We start from the raw sequence: 13435 nt of genomic DNA, 5'->3' as shown, positions 1-13435 counted from the left end.
GGCGTTCCCATCACGAGGTTCGCCGGATTACTCGTGATCAGAGCGCCGACACGCGTGTCTGGAGGGTCGACACGTGTGATTGGGAGGACGACACGATGATTCAGCGGCCGTCAGGCGTCGGCGATGCGGTCCAGCCACTCCGCCATCAGCACCCGCTCGGCGCCGGTCAGCGCCGTCGCCCCGGCCAGGCCGGCTCGCAGGGCGATGGCCCGGCCCGGGAGGTCGTCGGCGCCCGACGGCGCTGTCGTCTCGGTCAGGATCCGGGCCAGGACCGTCTCCCGGGCCGTCACCGACAGCTCGGCGTCGCGCTCTTCGGGAAGCGTCGCGATCTGGGTCAGCACCACACCCATGCCGGTCGCGTGGACCAGCTTCGCCGCACGTTCGACACTCACCCGCAGACGTCCCGCTTCCGCGACGCGCGCGACGATGCCGTGCAGCATCGCCTCCGCCTCGCGCGCTGCCGGAGAGGTGCGGCCCGGGCGGGCGTCGCCGTACATCAGGACGTAGAACTCCGGGCGGGACAAGCCGAACTCGATGTGGAGGTCCCAGCCGCGCCGCAGGTCCTCGACCGCGTCGCCGGTCGAGCCCAGCTCGCGCTTGCTCGTCAGGTACTCGTCGAAGCCGTACGCGGCGACCGCGTCGAGAAGCCCGTCCTTGTCGCCGAACAGCCGGTACAGCGCCGGGGGCTGGACGCCCGCCGCGGCGCTCACCGCGCGGGTCGACAGGCCGTCGCGGCCCTCCGCGACCAGCAGAGCCGCCGCTGCCTCGAGGATCCGCTCGCGGGTGTCCGCAGCCGTCTTCGCCACCATGGTTACGATGATAACAAAATCCGGATAACAAGTGTTCAGAGCAGGTCGACCGCGACCCGGTGCGCGAGGCGGCGCAGGAGCGGCGCCGCGTCGGCCATGCAGCGCGCCGGGTCGGGTTCGAGGTCCGTCAGCGCGTACGCGGCCGAAATGCCCGCGCCCGCGAGCTCCTCGGCGGACAGCTGGGAGCGGCCCGCGACGGCGGCGCACGGAATGCCCTTGTCCGCCGCCGCACGGGCGACGCCCGCCGGGGCCTTGCCCGACAGCGTCTGCCGGTCCAGTGACCCCTCGCCGGTGACGACCAGCGAGACCCCGCTCAGTGCGTCGTCGAAGCCGAGCAGTTCCAGCAGGAGCGCGATGCCGGGCCGCATCCGGGCGCCGAGCACCGCCATCGCGGCGAAGCCCACTCCCCCGGCCGCGCCCGCGCCCGGCCGTTCGGCGAACTCGGGTCCGGCAAACGACGCCCAGTGCCGCAACGCCTCGTCGAGCACTTCGACGTCGTCGGCCGTAGCCCCTTTCTGGGGGCCGTAGACGAACGCGGCACCATTCAGGCCGTACAGCGGGTTGTCGACGTCACTCGCCAGCTCGATGTCCACTTCGGACAGCCGCGGGTCCAGATCGGACAGGTCGAGGGCGGCGAGCCGGGCCAGGGCCGCGCCGCCGGGCGGCAGCTCACGGCCCGCGCCGTCCAAGAGCCGGGCGCCCAGCACCGCGAGCATCCCGGCGCCGCCGTCGGTGCAGGCGCTGCCGCCCACGCCGAGCACGATCCGGCGGCAGCCCGCGTGCAGGGCGGCCGCGATGGCGTCGCCGGTGCCCGCGCTGGTGGCGTCGAGCGGCGCCGGCGCGCCGGGCAGCCGGTGCAGCCCGGACGCCTCGGCCAGCTCGACGACGGCGGTGTCGCCGCGGACCGCGTAACACGCGGTCAGCGGCCATCCGGTCGGCCCGCGTGCCGGCACCCGCACCCGGCGGAACCCGGCGGCGACGGCCGCGTCGACCGTGCCGTCACCGCCGTCGGCCACCGGGAGGCACTGCACCGCGAGTCCGGGGTGGACGTCGGCGAGGCCCTGGGCCACCGCCGACGCCACCTCGGCCGCGGTCAGCGACCCCTTGAACTTGTCCGGCGCGACGAGCACCCTCACGCGCTCGCCTTGTAGGCGCGCCAGTCGCCGATCTCGGTGATGTCCCGCAGGGCGACGTGCGAGGTGTAGGGCCGCCGCAGCAGCATCGCGAACGCCGAGCTGCCGTCGGCCAGCTCCACCACGCCCAGCTCCAGCTCGTGCGGTTCGGACGGGAGGACCTTGTCCCGCAACGCGTCCAGCGAGACGTCGTACACCTCGCCGGTCACCTCCGCGCCGCCGTGCGACACCGGGTACAGCGCCGGGCACTGCTCGCCGACGGCGTAGAACCGGTACTTCGGCGCGGTCCTCGCGCTCGTCACGAAGGGCGAGCCTTCGAGCAGGTGGTGCAGGGGCTCGCCACGCATGGCGCCACCGTTGAAGAACATCAAGGCCACCGGGAACTCCTAACGGAAGAGGGCTTCGACGCCGTCGACGGCGAAGTACACCGCGAACACCAGCGCCAGCAGCGAAAGCAGCCAGCCGGCTTCGCGCCACTTGCCGCGGCCGATCTTGATCAGCACGAACGCGATCAGGCCCGCGCCGACGCCGTTGGTGATCGAGTAGGTGAACGGGATCAGGGCGGCGGTCAGGAACACCGGGATCGTGTAGTCCGGGTCGTGCCAGGGGATGTTGCGGCACTGGGCGACCATCATGCCGCCGATGACGACCAGCGCGGGCGCCGCGGCCTGGGCCGGGACGACCCCCGCCAGCGGCGTGAACAGCAGGGTCCCGGCGAAGAGCAGTCCGGTGACGACACTCGCGAGGCCGGTCCGGGCGCCCTCCCCGACGCCGGCCGCGGACTCCAGGAAGACCGTGTTCGGCGACGAACCGGTGACGCCGCCGGCGATCGCGCCCGCGCCGTCGACCAGCAGGATCCGGCCCATCCGCGGGACCTTGCCGTTCTTCGACAGCCCGGCCTCGTCGGAGACGCTGGTGATCGTGCCCATCGCGTCGAAGAACCCGGACAGCACGAGCGTGAACAGGAACACCGTGGCCGCGAGCGCCCCCGCCGAGGCGAACCCGCCGAACAGGTCGATGTGGCCGAAGAGCCCGAAGTCCGGCGCGGCGACGACGTGGTCGGGCAGGGCCGGGGAGGTGAGGCCCCAGCCGCCGACCCCGAACCCCTCGTGCAGCACGACGGCGAACACCGTCGCCACGCCGATGCTGATCAGCACCGCGCCCGGGACCTTGCGGGCCATCAGCACGATCATCAGCAGCAGGCCGAAGCAGAACACGACGATCGGCCAGCCGTGCAGGTGCCCGCTCGCGCCGAGGCGCACCGGGACCGTCGTTTCCGCCGCGTCCGGCACCCGGGTGACGAATCCGGCGCTGACCAGGCCGACCAGCGCGATGTAGAGCCCGATGCCGACGGTGATCGCGGTCTTGAGCGGCCGCGGGATGGCGTTCATGATCCGCTCGCGAACGCCGCTGACGGCCATCAGCACGATGCACACGCCTTCGAGCACGACCAGCCCGAACGCCTGCGGCCAGGTCATCGTCGGTGCCATCTGGAACGCGACGATGCCGTTGATGCCGAGGCCGGCGGCCAGCGCGAGCGGCGCGTTGCCGACCAGTCCCATGAGGATGGTCATCACCGCGGCGGCCAGCGCGGTCGCCGTCGTGACCTGCGAGGCCGAGAGGCGGGCGCCGGTGATGTCGGTGGCGGCGCCGAGGATGAGCGGGTTGAGCAGCACGATGTACGCCATCGCGACGAACGTCGTGAGACCGCCGCGGACTTCGCGGCCGATCGTGCTCTGCCGGGCCCGGATCTCGAAGAGCCGGTCGAGCAGCGTCCTGCGGCCCGGGGGTTCGGGTACTTCGTCGCGTACGGGGTCCTGGGTTTCTACCTGAGTCATGCGTCCTGCCCTTGCCGGTGGGTGTGCTCGGCCAGGCCAAGGCACAACACCGTGCCTGGGCGAGCGGGACGATCTGTTGGGGAATGCTCCGGTCAGCTGGCCTTGTGGGTCAGTAAGCGGCGGGTTCAGTAGTCGGTGCGGTCGCTCTTGTCGAGCCAGGCCGCGAACGGCGCGAAACCGTCCTTTGCGGACAGTCGCGTGACGGGAACCGTCCAGGTGTCGCGGGGACGGTCGAAGAGCTCGTAGAACACGCGGTCGTCGAAGCCGGCCTTGGCCGCGTCGTCGCGGTCGGCGGCGAAGAGGACCTTGTCGACGCGCGCCCACAGCGCCGAGGACAGGCACATCGGGCACGGCTCGCAGCTCGAGACGAGCACGCAGCCGTCCAGCTTGAAGACGCCCAGCGCCTGGCAGGCCTCGCGGATGGCGACGACTTCGGCGTGCGCGGTCGGGTCGAGGTTCGCGGTGACGCGGTTGACGCCGGTGGAGACGATCTCGCCGTCCTTCACGATCAGCGCGCCGAAGGGGCCGCCGCCGTTCGCGACGTTGGTCTCCGCGATGCGGATGGCCTCGCCGAGCCATTCGGTCTCGGCGGAAATCGACGTGGTCATCTCAGACTCCAGTGATGTGTTCGGGGCGGATGGGGACGCGCGGCAGCTCGAGGCCGGTGGCCGCGCGGATGGCGTTGGCGATCGCCGGGGTGGCGGAGATCGTGGGCGGTTCGCCGACGCCGCGGACGCCGTAGGGCGCGTGCGGGTCGGGGCGTTCGAGGACGTCGACGCGCATCGGCGGCATGTCGAGGATGGTCGGGATCAGGTAGTCGGTGAAGGACGGGTTGCGCACCTTCCCGTCGACGACCTGGATCTCCTCCATCACGGCGAGCCCGAGTCCCTGGGCCGAGCCGCCCTGGATCTGGGCGATCACGGCGTCGGGGTTCATCGCCTTGCCGACGTCCTGGGCGCAGTCGAGCTGCACCACCTTGACCAGGCCGAGGTCCAGGTCGACGTCGACGACCGCGCGGTGGGCGGAGAAGCCGTACTGCACGTGGGCGTCACCCTGGCCGGTCTCCGGGTCGAGCGGGTAGGTCTTGCGGTGGTGGAACTCGCGGGTCTCCTCGACGGCGGTGTCGCCGAGCAGGTCGGCGAGGTCGGTGAGGACCTCGCCGTCGGCGGCGACGATCTTGCCGCCGGCCAGGGTCAGGCCGTCGGCCGGGCGGCCGAGGCGCAGCGCGGCCAGGCCGTACACCGCGTCGGCGACCGCGCGGCAGGCGTTGCGGACCGCGCCGCCGGTGACGTAGGTCTGGCGTGACGCCGAGCTGGAGCCCGCGTCGCCGACGCTCGTGTCGGCCGGGTGCACGCTCACGCGCGTCAGGCCCAGTTCGGTGCGGGCGATCTGCTGCTGCAGCGTCACCAGGCCCTGCCCGACCTCGGCGGCCGCGGTGTGCACCATGGCCACCGGCTCGCCGCCGATCACCTCCAGGCGGACGCGGGCGGTCGAGTAGTCGTCGAGGCCCTCGGCGTAGGAGATGTTCTTGATCGTGACGCCGTAGCCGACGCCCCGGACGACACCTTCGCCGTGGGTGGTGTTGGACGCGCCGCCGGGCAGGTCGCGGATGTCGCGCTCGCCCGTGGGCTCCGGCGGCAGCGGGAGGTCCCGTAGGCGCTGCACCAGCTCGGCCACCGGCGCCGGGAAGTCGACCACCTGGCCGGTGACCACAGTGGACCCTTCGCTCAGCGCGTTGCGGATCCGCAGTTCCGCCGGGTCCAGGCCGAGCGCGGCGGCGAGTTTGTCCATTTGGGACTCGTAGGCGTAGGTCGGCTGCACCGCGCCGAGCCCGCGCATCGCGCCGCAGGTCGGGTTGTTGGTGTAGACGCCCCAGCCCTCGACGTGCGCGTTCGGCACGTCGTACGGGCCGACGCTCAGCGTGGTGCCGTTGCCGACCACGACCGGGGTCTTGGACGCGTACGCGCCGCCGTCGAAGTACATCTTCGCCTTGACGTAGACGAGCTTCCCCTCGCGAGTGGCGCCGTGCTCGTAGTACATCTTCGCGGGGTGGCGGTGGACGTGCCCGAAGAACGACTCCAGGCGGTTGTAGCTCATCTTCACCGGGCGCCCGGTGCGCAGCGCGAGCATGCACGAGTGGATCTGCATCGACAGGTCCTCGCGGCCGCCGAACGCGCCGCCGACCCCGGACAGCGTCAACCGGACCTTCTCCAGGGGCAGGCCGAGGGCCTTGGCCGTCTGGCGCTGGTCGACGTGCAGCCACTGGGTGGCGAGGTAGAGGTCGACACCGCCGTCCTCGGCCGGCACCGCGAGGCCCGACTCCGGGCCGAGGAACGCCTGGTCCTGCATGCCGATCTCGTAGACGCCGGACACCACGACGTCGGCGGTGGCGGCCGGGTCGCCCTTGACGATCCGCTGGTGGCGGACCAGGTTCCCGCCGGGGTGCAGCTTCGGGAGCGTGTCGTCGTGGGCGGCGCGCTCGGGGTCGGTGATGGGCTCGAGGACGTCGTACTCGACGACGATCTCCTTGAGCGCCTGCCGCGCGATCTCCGGGTGGTCCGCGGCGAGGATCGCCACCGGCTCACCCTGGAACCGGACCAGGTCACCGGCCAGGGCCGGGGTGTCCTGGTACTTGAGGCCGTAGACGTTCTCACCGGGGACGTCCTCGTGCGTGAGCACCGCGTGCACGCCCGGCTGGGCCAGCGCGCGGGAGACGTCGAGGCGGACGATCCGGGCGTGCGGGTGCGGGCTGCGCAGGGTGGCGCCCCACAGCATGTCCTCGTGCCACAGGTCCGAGGAGTAGGCGAACTCGCCGCGGACCTTGAGCGTGCCGTCCGGGCGCAGCGGGCTTTCGCCGATGCCGCCGGCGATCGTGTCGTGCAGCTCCTGCGGGGAGCGGGCCGGGGCGCTCATCGCAGCGCCTTCTTCGCGGCGGCGTCGCGGACGGCGTCCAGGATCTTCTCGTACCCGGTGCAGCGGCAGAGGTTCCCGGCCAGCGCCTCGCGGATCTCGACGTCGCTGGGGTCCGGGACGCGCTCGATCAGGTCGTGCGCGGCGACCAGGAGGCCCGGGGTGCAGAAGCCGCACTGGACGGCACCCTGCTCCACAAAGGACTCCTGGACCGGGTCGAGCGCGTCGCCCTCGGCGAGCCCTTCGACCGTGACGACGTCGCGGCCCTCGGCCTGCCCGGCCGCGACCAGGCAGGCGCAGGCGGGGACGCCGTCGACGTAGACCGTGCACGAGCCGCATTCGCCCTGCTCGCAGGCGTTCTTCGAGCCCGGCAGGCCGAGCCGCTCGCGCAGCACGTAGAGCAGGCTTTCGCCTTCCCAGACGTTGTCCGCCCGGCGGGGTTCGCCGTTGACGGTGACGTTCACGCGCACTTCGCGCTCCCTTCGCAGTATTCGCCCCAGGCCCAGGTCAGCGTCCGCCGGGCCATCACGCTCAGCGCGTGCCGGCGGTAGGCGGCGCTCCCCCGGACGTCGTCGATCGGCGCGGCGGCCGACGCGACCAGGTCGCCGAAGCGGCGTTTGACGGAGTCGTTGAGGGCCTTCGGAGCGTCCCAGTCCAGCTCGCCGGCCAGGAACTCCTCGGCTTCGAGGGCCCGCCGGGGTGTCGGCGCGGCCGAGCCGACACCGGTGCCGACCCGCTTTTCGGCGGGGTGCAGCGCCAGCCCGAAGGCGGCGACCGCGATGACCATCGCGTTGCGGGTGCCGATCTTGCTGAACTGCTGGGGCCCGGTGGCCGGGGCCAGCAGCACGCCCGTGATGAGCTCGTCCGGCTCCAGGACGTTCTTCTTGACCCCTACGTAGAAGTCCTTCGCCGCGACGATCCGGGTACCGCGCACCGACGCGATTTCGACCTCCGCGTCGGCCGCGAGCAACGCCGGGTGCGAGTCGCCCGCCGGCGAAGCCGCGCCCAGATTGCCGCCCACGGAACCGCGGTTGCGGATCTGCGGGGACCCGACGGTCCGCGAAGCCATCGCGAGGCCGGGCAGCTTCGCGCCCAGTTCGGTGATGATCCGGGTGTAGGGCACGGCGGCCCCGATCCGGATCCGGCCGCCGTCGGTGCCGTGCTCGTGCAGCTCGGCCACGCGGCCGAGGTCGAGCAGCGCTTCGGGACGGCGGTGGTCGAAGTTGATCTCGACCATCACGTCCGTACCGCCGGCGAGGGGGACCGCGCCGGGGTTCGCGGCCTTCGCGGCGAGCGCGTCGGCCAGCGAGGCGGGTCGGAGGAATTCCACTGTGGACGTCCTTTCGGGGGTGCTTCGTGAAGAAGTACACACGCTCGGCTGTGGCCGGGACCACGGCAAAACCCCTGAAAGAGGGGTGAATTTCGGGCCCGCGTTTGTACTTTCCGACAAGCGCCTTCGCGCGGACGCGGAAAAGCCGCCGTGCGAGGTCGGGGTCCTCGCACGGCGGCCGGGGTCACGCGGGTGTCTTGCCTGCTCAGCCCGCCGGTTCGAACTCGCGGACCGAGTCGAGGGCGGCGCCCATCGCGGCGTTGCCCTCGCGTTCGATCATGATCTCCACCAGGACCGGGCGGCTGGTCCGCTCGGCCTCCTTGCGCGCCCACTCCAGCGACGTCCGGATCTCGCCGGGCTCGTGCACGCGGGTGCCCGAGCAGCCGTAGGCCTCCATGATCTTCACGTTGTCCGTGCCGATCGCGTCGTAGTGGATGTCGACCTCGAAGTTCATGTCGTACCCGGTCTCGGCCTGGCGGATCAGGCCGAGGTACTCGTTGTTGAGCATGATCAGGACGAACCCGACGTCGTACTGCGCGGCGACGGCCAGCTCCTCGACCAGGAACTGGAACGAGTAGTCACCGACCACGCCGACGACCTCGGCCTCCGGCCGCGCCTTCTTGACGCCGATCGCGGCCGGGATCTCCCAGCCGAGCGGGCCGGCCTGGCCGCAGACCTGGTAGTGGCGGGGCTTGTGCGCCTTCTGGAACTGGCCCGACCAGATCTGGTAGAGCCCGATTGCGGTGACGAAGTACGTGTCCTCGCCGAAGGTTTCGTTGATCTCCTTGAACACCCGGGGCGCCTTGATCGGCAGGGTGTCGAAGTCCTCGCGCCGGGGAAGCGCTTCCTTCAGCTCCGCGATCCGCCCGACCCATTCGCGCCTCGGCTCCGGCGAGCGGTGGTCCAGCGCCTTCAAGAGCGCGTCGAGGAACTCGCCGGTGTCCGAGACGATCCCGAGGTCCGGGCCGAACACCTTGCCCAGCTGGGTCGGCTCGATGTCGACGTGGATGAACTTCCGGTCCCCGCGGTAGACCGACAGCTCGCCGGTGTGCCGGTCGCCGAACCGGGCGCCCAGCGCCAGGACCAGGTCGGCCTCGAGGAAGGCGGCGTTGGCGTACCGCTGCGACGTCTGGATGCCGGCCATCCCGGCGAACAGCTCGTGGTCCTCGGGGAAGCTCCCCTTGCCCATGAGCGTCACCTGCACCGGGACGTCGAGCCGCTCGGCCGCGGCCCGCAGCTGCTCGCTCGCCTCACCGAGCACGACCCCGCCGCCGGCCAGGATCAGCGGGCGCTCGGCCGCCAGCAGCAGGTCGAGGGCCCGCTCGACGCGCGCGGGCGCCGGGCTGATGGTCGGGACCGGCAGCGCCGAGTCGATCGAGGAGTCCCACTCGATCTCCTGCTTCTGGACGTCGATCGGCAGGTCGATGAGCACCGGGCCCGGGCGGCCCGAGCGGGCGATGCGGAACGCCTCGCGGAAGATCCACGGCAGCTGCGCGGCTTCCTTGACCTGCACCGCCCACTTCGTCACCGGCTTGGCGATCTCGACGATGTCGACCGCCTGGAACGCCTCGGTGTGCAGCTTGTCCGACGCGGCCTGCCCGGTGATGCAGATGATCGGGATCGAGTCCGCCTGCGCGGTGTAGAGACCGGTGATCATGTTCGTGCCGGCCGGGCCGGACGTGCCGATCGCGACGCCGACGTTGCCGTTCGTCCTGGCCCAGCCGTCGGCCATGTGCGTCGCGCCTTCTTCGTGGCGGACGATCAGGTGCTCGATCGCGCGGCCTTGCAGGGCGTTATACAGCGGGAGGATCGCGGCGCCGGGGCAGCCGAAGACGGTGTCGACGCCTTCGCTCTCCAGGACGTCGACGACCGCCTGCATGACGGGGATCCGGGGCATGTCACACCTCCGCCGGGACGCGGCCCGACAACTGTTCGGCGACCTTCAGCAAGGCCGAGTGGTCCAAGGAGCCGTACCCCATGGCACGGCCGGCGGCGACGAGCTGGGCGACCAGGCCCGTCAGCGGGAGCGCGACGTCGGCCTGCCGCGCGGCGGCCAGCGCGATCCCCATGTCCTTGTGGTGCAGGTCGATCCGGAACCCGGGCGCGAACTGGCGGTCCACCATGGACCGGCGCTTGAGCTCGAGGATCCGGCTGCCGGCCAGGCCGCCGGCGAGCACGTCGAGACCCGTCGCGGCGTCCACTCCGGACGCTTCCAGCAGCACGATCGCCTCGGCGACGAGGCCGTAGATCCCGCCCACCACGAGCTGGTTGGCGGCCTTCACGACCTGGCCGGCGCCGTGCGGGCCGACGTGCACGATGGTCTTGCCGAGCACCTCGAACAGCGGTTTCGCTGCTTCGAAGTCTTCTTCTGAGCCACCGACCATGATGGACAGCGCGGCCTGTTCGGCGCCGGCCTGCCCACCGGACACCGGCGCGTCGAGGACTCGGATCTTCTTGTCCCGTGCGAGGTTCGCGACCTCGATCGACGTCTCGGGCCGGATGGTGCTCATGTCGATCAGCAGCGTGCCGGGCGCGGCATTGGCGAGGACCCCGCCCTCGCCGAGCGCGACCGCCTCCACCTGCGGGTGGTTGGGCAGCATCGTGATCACGACCTCCGCCCCGGCCACGGCGTCGGCCACGTCGGCGGCGGCGCGCCCACCGGCGGCCTGCAGCTTCTCGCCGGCCGCGGTGTGGACGTCGAAGCCGCTGACGTCGTGCCCGGCCGCGACCAGGTGCGCGGCCATCGGCGCGCCCATCACGCCCAGTCCGATGAATCCCAGTTTCATGCTCGTCCCCTTCGGGTGATCGGCAGCCAGTCCAGCGAGGTGAGGGTGTCGGGTTCCGGGACGTACTCGATCCCGACGAACCCGTCGTAGCCCGCCTTTTGCAGCTTCGCGAGATGCCCGTCGAGGTCGACGGTCCCGGTGCCGGGCTGGTGGCGCCCGGGCGCGTCGGCGATCTGCACGTGCCCGATCCGGGAAAGGTGCGTCGTCGCCAGGGCGTCCAGGTCGTCGCCGTTGACTGCCAGGTGGTACAGGTCGGCCAGCAATCGCACGTTGCCGCGCCCGAGGTCGTCGAGCACGGCCACGGCGTCCGCGGCGGTCTTGAGCGGGTAGCGGTCCGCGCCGGAGAGCGGTTCCAGGACCAGCTGCGCGCCGATCTTCGCCGCGGCTTCGGCCGCGTTCGCGAGGTTGACCAGCGCCAGGTCGTCCTGCTTGGCGGGTTCCTCGCCGTCGAGCCGGTTGCCGTAGAGCGCGTTGAAGCTGCGGCAGCCGGTGCGTTCGGCGATGCCGAGCGCGACGACGAGGCTGTCGGCGAACTCGGCCTCGCGGCCGATCCACGAGACCAGGCCCCGCTCCCCCGCCGCCATGTCCCCGGCGTAGAAGTTCAGCCCGCGCAGCGCCACCCCGGCGTGCTCGAGGGAGGCGACGAAGGCGTCGACGTCGTCGCGCGCCGGGACCGCCACGTCGAACGGCCACCAGTACTCGACGTCGGTGAAGCCCGCCGCGCGCGCCGCCCCCGCCCGCTCGAGCAGCGGTACCTCCTTGAACAGGATCGACAGGTTGGCGACGTACGGCAGGGTGTGAGCCTCTTCAGGCATCGCGACCTCAAATTTCGCTATCCGGAATCTTTCTTTCGCATATCGAGAATAGCCCGCGACCTGCGCTGAGGTCAACGGGTGGCCATCCACCCTCGATCGCGGCGCGCGTTACGCCTGGAGACCGTCCACACCGGATCCGGGAGCCAGCGGGCGCCGGGTGCTCAGCACCGCCGACGCGCCGGTCGCCGGGGCGAGCAGTTCGGCCACGGCCGGGTCGCCGGCCTGGAACGCCAGCGCCGCGGGGGCTCGGTCGCAGGCGCCGAGGCACGGGCCGCGCAGCCACATGACCCCGGCGACCGCCTTCCCCGCGGCGCCGACGTGCTCGGTGAGGACGTCGCACACGGTGTCCGCCCCGGCGTCCCGGCAGGCCTCGCCGGTGCACACGCGCAGCTGCCGTCCCGGACGCTCCTCCAGCGAGAACCGCGGATGCGAGCGGGCGAGCTCCGCCACCTCGGCCGGCGGCACGCCCAGCGTCGAGGCGATGAGGCCCAGCGCGTCCGGGCTGATCCAGCCGATCCGGTCGTGGACCGCGTGCAGGACGGGCAGCAGGTGGTCACGCCCGGCGAACCGGCCGATCACCTCGCGTTCCTCGCGCGCCTGCCGGACGTCGGGGAACTCGAGCGTCATCCGACCGGGACCGGGGTGTTCACCGTGCGGTCGAGCAGGCCGATGGCGGCGTGGACGTGGCGCAGTGCGGGGGCCGCGACGCCGGTCAGCTCCGCCAGCTCGACGACCGCGCCGATGATCGCGTCGATCTCCAGGGGCTTGCCGGCTTCGAGGTCCTGCAGCATCGACGTCTTGTGGTGGCCCACGCGCCAGGCGCCGTCGATGCGCTTCTCGACCGAGACCTGCGGGTCGCTGCCCGCCGCGCGGGCGATGGCGAGGGCCTCGGTCATCATCGTGGCGACGAGCGCGCGGGTGTCGTCGTGCTCGCACATCTGCGCCATCGTCGCCCGGGTCAGGGCCGAGAGCGGGTTGAAGGCGACGTTGCCCATCAGCTTGACCCAGATGTCGTTGCGCAGCTCGGGTTCCACCGGCGCTTTCAGTCCACCGGCGACCATCGCCGCGCTCAAGTCCTCGCAGCGCGCGGAAATCCGGCCGTCCGGCTCGCCGAGGGAGAACCGGGTTCCTTCCAGGTGCCGGATCACGCCGGGCTCCTCGATCACCGTCGAGCAGTAGACGACGCAGCCGATCGCACGGCGCAGCGCCAGCACGGCGGTCACCGCGCCGCCGGGATCGACCGTCTCGACGCGGCGGCCCTCCAGCGGATGTCCGGCCAGGCCGTGGAAGTACCACCACGGGATGCCGTTCTGAGCGGCGACGACCGCCGTCTCCGGGCCCAGCAGCGGCGCGAGGAGCGGGCCGGACGTGGCGTAGGAGTTGGCTTTCAGGCCGAGGAACACGAAATCGACCTCGCCGATCTCGGCGGGGTCGTCCGTGACGTGCGGGTGCGCGGTGAAGTCGCCACGCGGGCTCAGCACGCGGACGCCGTGCTCGCGCATCGCGCTCAGGTGGGCCCGGCGGGCGACCAGGTGCACCTCGGTCCCGCCGCGGTGCAGCGCGGCCCCGACGTAGGCGCCGATCGCCCCGGCCCCGAGAACAGCCACCTTCATGATGTGCCTCTCACTTCGGTCGAGCACGTGATTGCATACAGTATCCTGAATCCACACTCGAGACCAGCGCCCCCCGGCGACGCCACCCAGGCGGCGCAGCGAGGAGTGATAAATCCGACACTCAGGGCCATTTCGCCTGGTAGTCGTTGATCCGCATCGGGAGCAACCGCCCACACGAGGGTGAGCCGCCGGGATTTTGCA

At 71.7% G+C, this 13435-nt stretch carries 13 protein-coding genes; all 13 read right to left on the bottom strand.

What is annotated here, in order from left to right:
* Window positions 1-110: 110 nt before the first annotated feature.
* Complete coding sequence (locus ACIOD2_RS03595; RefSeq protein WP_400533861.1) at window positions 111-809, bottom strand: TetR/AcrR family transcriptional regulator; 699 nt, start codon at window positions 807-809, stop codon at window positions 111-113.
* A gap of 35 nt (window positions 810-844) precedes the next feature.
* The gene (locus ACIOD2_RS03590; protein WP_400533859.1) at window positions 845-1945 is read right to left on the bottom strand and encodes a glycerate kinase; all 1101 of its coding nucleotides are present in this window, start codon (window positions 1943-1945) and stop codon (window positions 845-847) included.
* Window positions 1942-2319 (bottom strand): gamma-glutamylcyclotransferase, encoded by a 378-nt coding sequence (locus ACIOD2_RS03585; RefSeq protein ID WP_400533856.1) that lies wholly within the window; start codon window positions 2317-2319, stop codon window positions 1942-1944. The genes ACIOD2_RS03590 and ACIOD2_RS03585 overlap by 4 nt, the downstream gene beginning before the upstream one ends.
* A gap of 9 nt (window positions 2320-2328) precedes the next feature.
* Window positions 2329-3780, bottom strand: coding sequence for an NCS2 family permease (locus ACIOD2_RS03580; protein ID WP_400533853.1), 1452 nt, complete (start codon window positions 3778-3780; stop codon window positions 2329-2331).
* Window positions 3781-3905: 125 nt separating this feature from the next.
* Complete coding sequence (locus ACIOD2_RS03575) at window positions 3906-4388, bottom strand: nucleoside deaminase (protein WP_400533851.1); 483 nt, start codon at window positions 4386-4388, stop codon at window positions 3906-3908.
* 1 nt (window position 4389) lies between these two features.
* Window positions 4390-6693, bottom strand: coding sequence for a xanthine dehydrogenase subunit D (pucD, locus tag ACIOD2_RS03570; protein WP_400533848.1), 2304 nt, complete (start codon window positions 6691-6693; stop codon window positions 4390-4392).
* The gene (locus tag ACIOD2_RS03565; protein WP_323327814.1) at window positions 6690-7160 is read right to left on the bottom strand and encodes a (2Fe-2S)-binding protein; all 471 of its coding nucleotides are present in this window, start codon (window positions 7158-7160) and stop codon (window positions 6690-6692) included. Before ACIOD2_RS03565 ends, pucD begins: the two co-directional genes overlap by 4 nt.
* On the bottom strand, window positions 7151-8020 hold the full coding sequence (locus ACIOD2_RS03560; protein ID WP_400533845.1) for an FAD binding domain-containing protein: 870 nt from the start codon (window positions 8018-8020) through the stop codon (window positions 7151-7153). The genes ACIOD2_RS03565 and ACIOD2_RS03560 overlap by 10 nt, the downstream gene beginning before the upstream one ends.
* Before the next feature lie 205 nt (window positions 8021-8225).
* Window positions 8226-9917: a glyoxylate carboligase gene (gene gcl / locus ACIOD2_RS03555; protein ID WP_400533842.1), complete on the bottom strand. Its 1692-nt coding sequence runs from the start codon at window positions 9915-9917 to the stop codon at window positions 8226-8228.
* Window position 9918: 1 nt separating this feature from the next.
* On the bottom strand, window positions 9919-10806 hold the full coding sequence (locus ACIOD2_RS03550) for a 2-hydroxy-3-oxopropionate reductase (protein WP_400533839.1): 888 nt from the start codon (window positions 10804-10806) through the stop codon (window positions 9919-9921).
* On the bottom strand, window positions 10803-11621 hold the full coding sequence (locus ACIOD2_RS03545; RefSeq protein ID WP_400533836.1) for a hydroxypyruvate isomerase family protein: 819 nt from the start codon (window positions 11619-11621) through the stop codon (window positions 10803-10805). The genes ACIOD2_RS03550 and ACIOD2_RS03545 overlap by 4 nt, the downstream gene beginning before the upstream one ends.
* 108 nt (window positions 11622-11729) lie before the next feature.
* Window positions 11730-12248 (bottom strand): NAD(P)H-dependent oxidoreductase subunit E, encoded by a 519-nt coding sequence (locus ACIOD2_RS03540; RefSeq protein WP_400533833.1) that lies wholly within the window; start codon window positions 12246-12248, stop codon window positions 11730-11732.
* Window positions 12245-13234 carry a 2-dehydropantoate 2-reductase gene (locus ACIOD2_RS03535; protein ID WP_400533831.1) on the bottom strand — a complete coding sequence of 330 codons (990 nt, stop codon included), beginning with the start codon at window positions 13232-13234 and terminating at the stop codon, window positions 12245-12247. Before ACIOD2_RS03535 ends, ACIOD2_RS03540 begins: the two co-directional genes overlap by 4 nt.
* Between the last annotated feature and the right edge of the window lie 201 nt (window positions 13235-13435).

This window comes from Amycolatopsis sp. NPDC088138, from assembly GCF_044741685.1.
Classification (GTDB): domain Bacteria; phylum Actinomycetota; class Actinomycetes; order Mycobacteriales; family Pseudonocardiaceae; genus Amycolatopsis.
Note: the sequence above shows the minus strand (reverse complement) of the source record. Positions and strands in the feature narration are given on the sequence as shown.

Bases quoted from the DNA above. Each gene is read 5' to 3' on its own strand.
- ACIOD2_RS03595 (WP_400533861.1), bottom strand. From the start codon at position 809: ATGGTGGCGAAGACGGCTGCGGACACCCGCGAGCGGATCCTCGAGGCA.
- ACIOD2_RS03580 (WP_400533853.1), bottom strand. From the start codon at position 3,780: ATGACTCAGGTAGAAACCCAGGACCCCGTACGCGACGAAGTACCCGAA.
- ACIOD2_RS03575 (WP_400533851.1), bottom strand. From the start codon at position 4,388: ATGACCACGTCGATTTCCGCCGAGACCGAATGGCTCGGCGAGGCCATC.
- pucD (WP_400533848.1), bottom strand. From the start codon at position 6,693: ATGAGCGCCCCGGCCCGCTCCCCGCAGGAGCTGCACGACACGATCGCC.
- gcl (WP_400533842.1), bottom strand. From the start codon at position 9,917: ATGCCCCGGATCCCCGTCATGCAGGCGGTCGTCGACGTCCTGGAGAGC.
- ACIOD2_RS03550 (WP_400533839.1), bottom strand. From the start codon at position 10,806: ATGAAACTGGGATTCATCGGACTGGGCGTGATGGGCGCGCCGATGGCC.
- ACIOD2_RS03545 (WP_400533836.1), bottom strand. From the start codon at position 11,621: ATGCCTGAAGAGGCTCACACCCTGCCGTACGTCGCCAACCTGTCGATC.
- ACIOD2_RS03540 (WP_400533833.1), bottom strand. From the start codon at position 12,248: ATGACGCTCGAGTTCCCCGACGTCCGGCAGGCGCGCGAGGAACGCGAG.
- ACIOD2_RS03535 (WP_400533831.1), bottom strand. From the start codon at position 13,234: ATGAAGGTGGCTGTTCTCGGGGCCGGGGCGATCGGCGCCTACGTCGGG.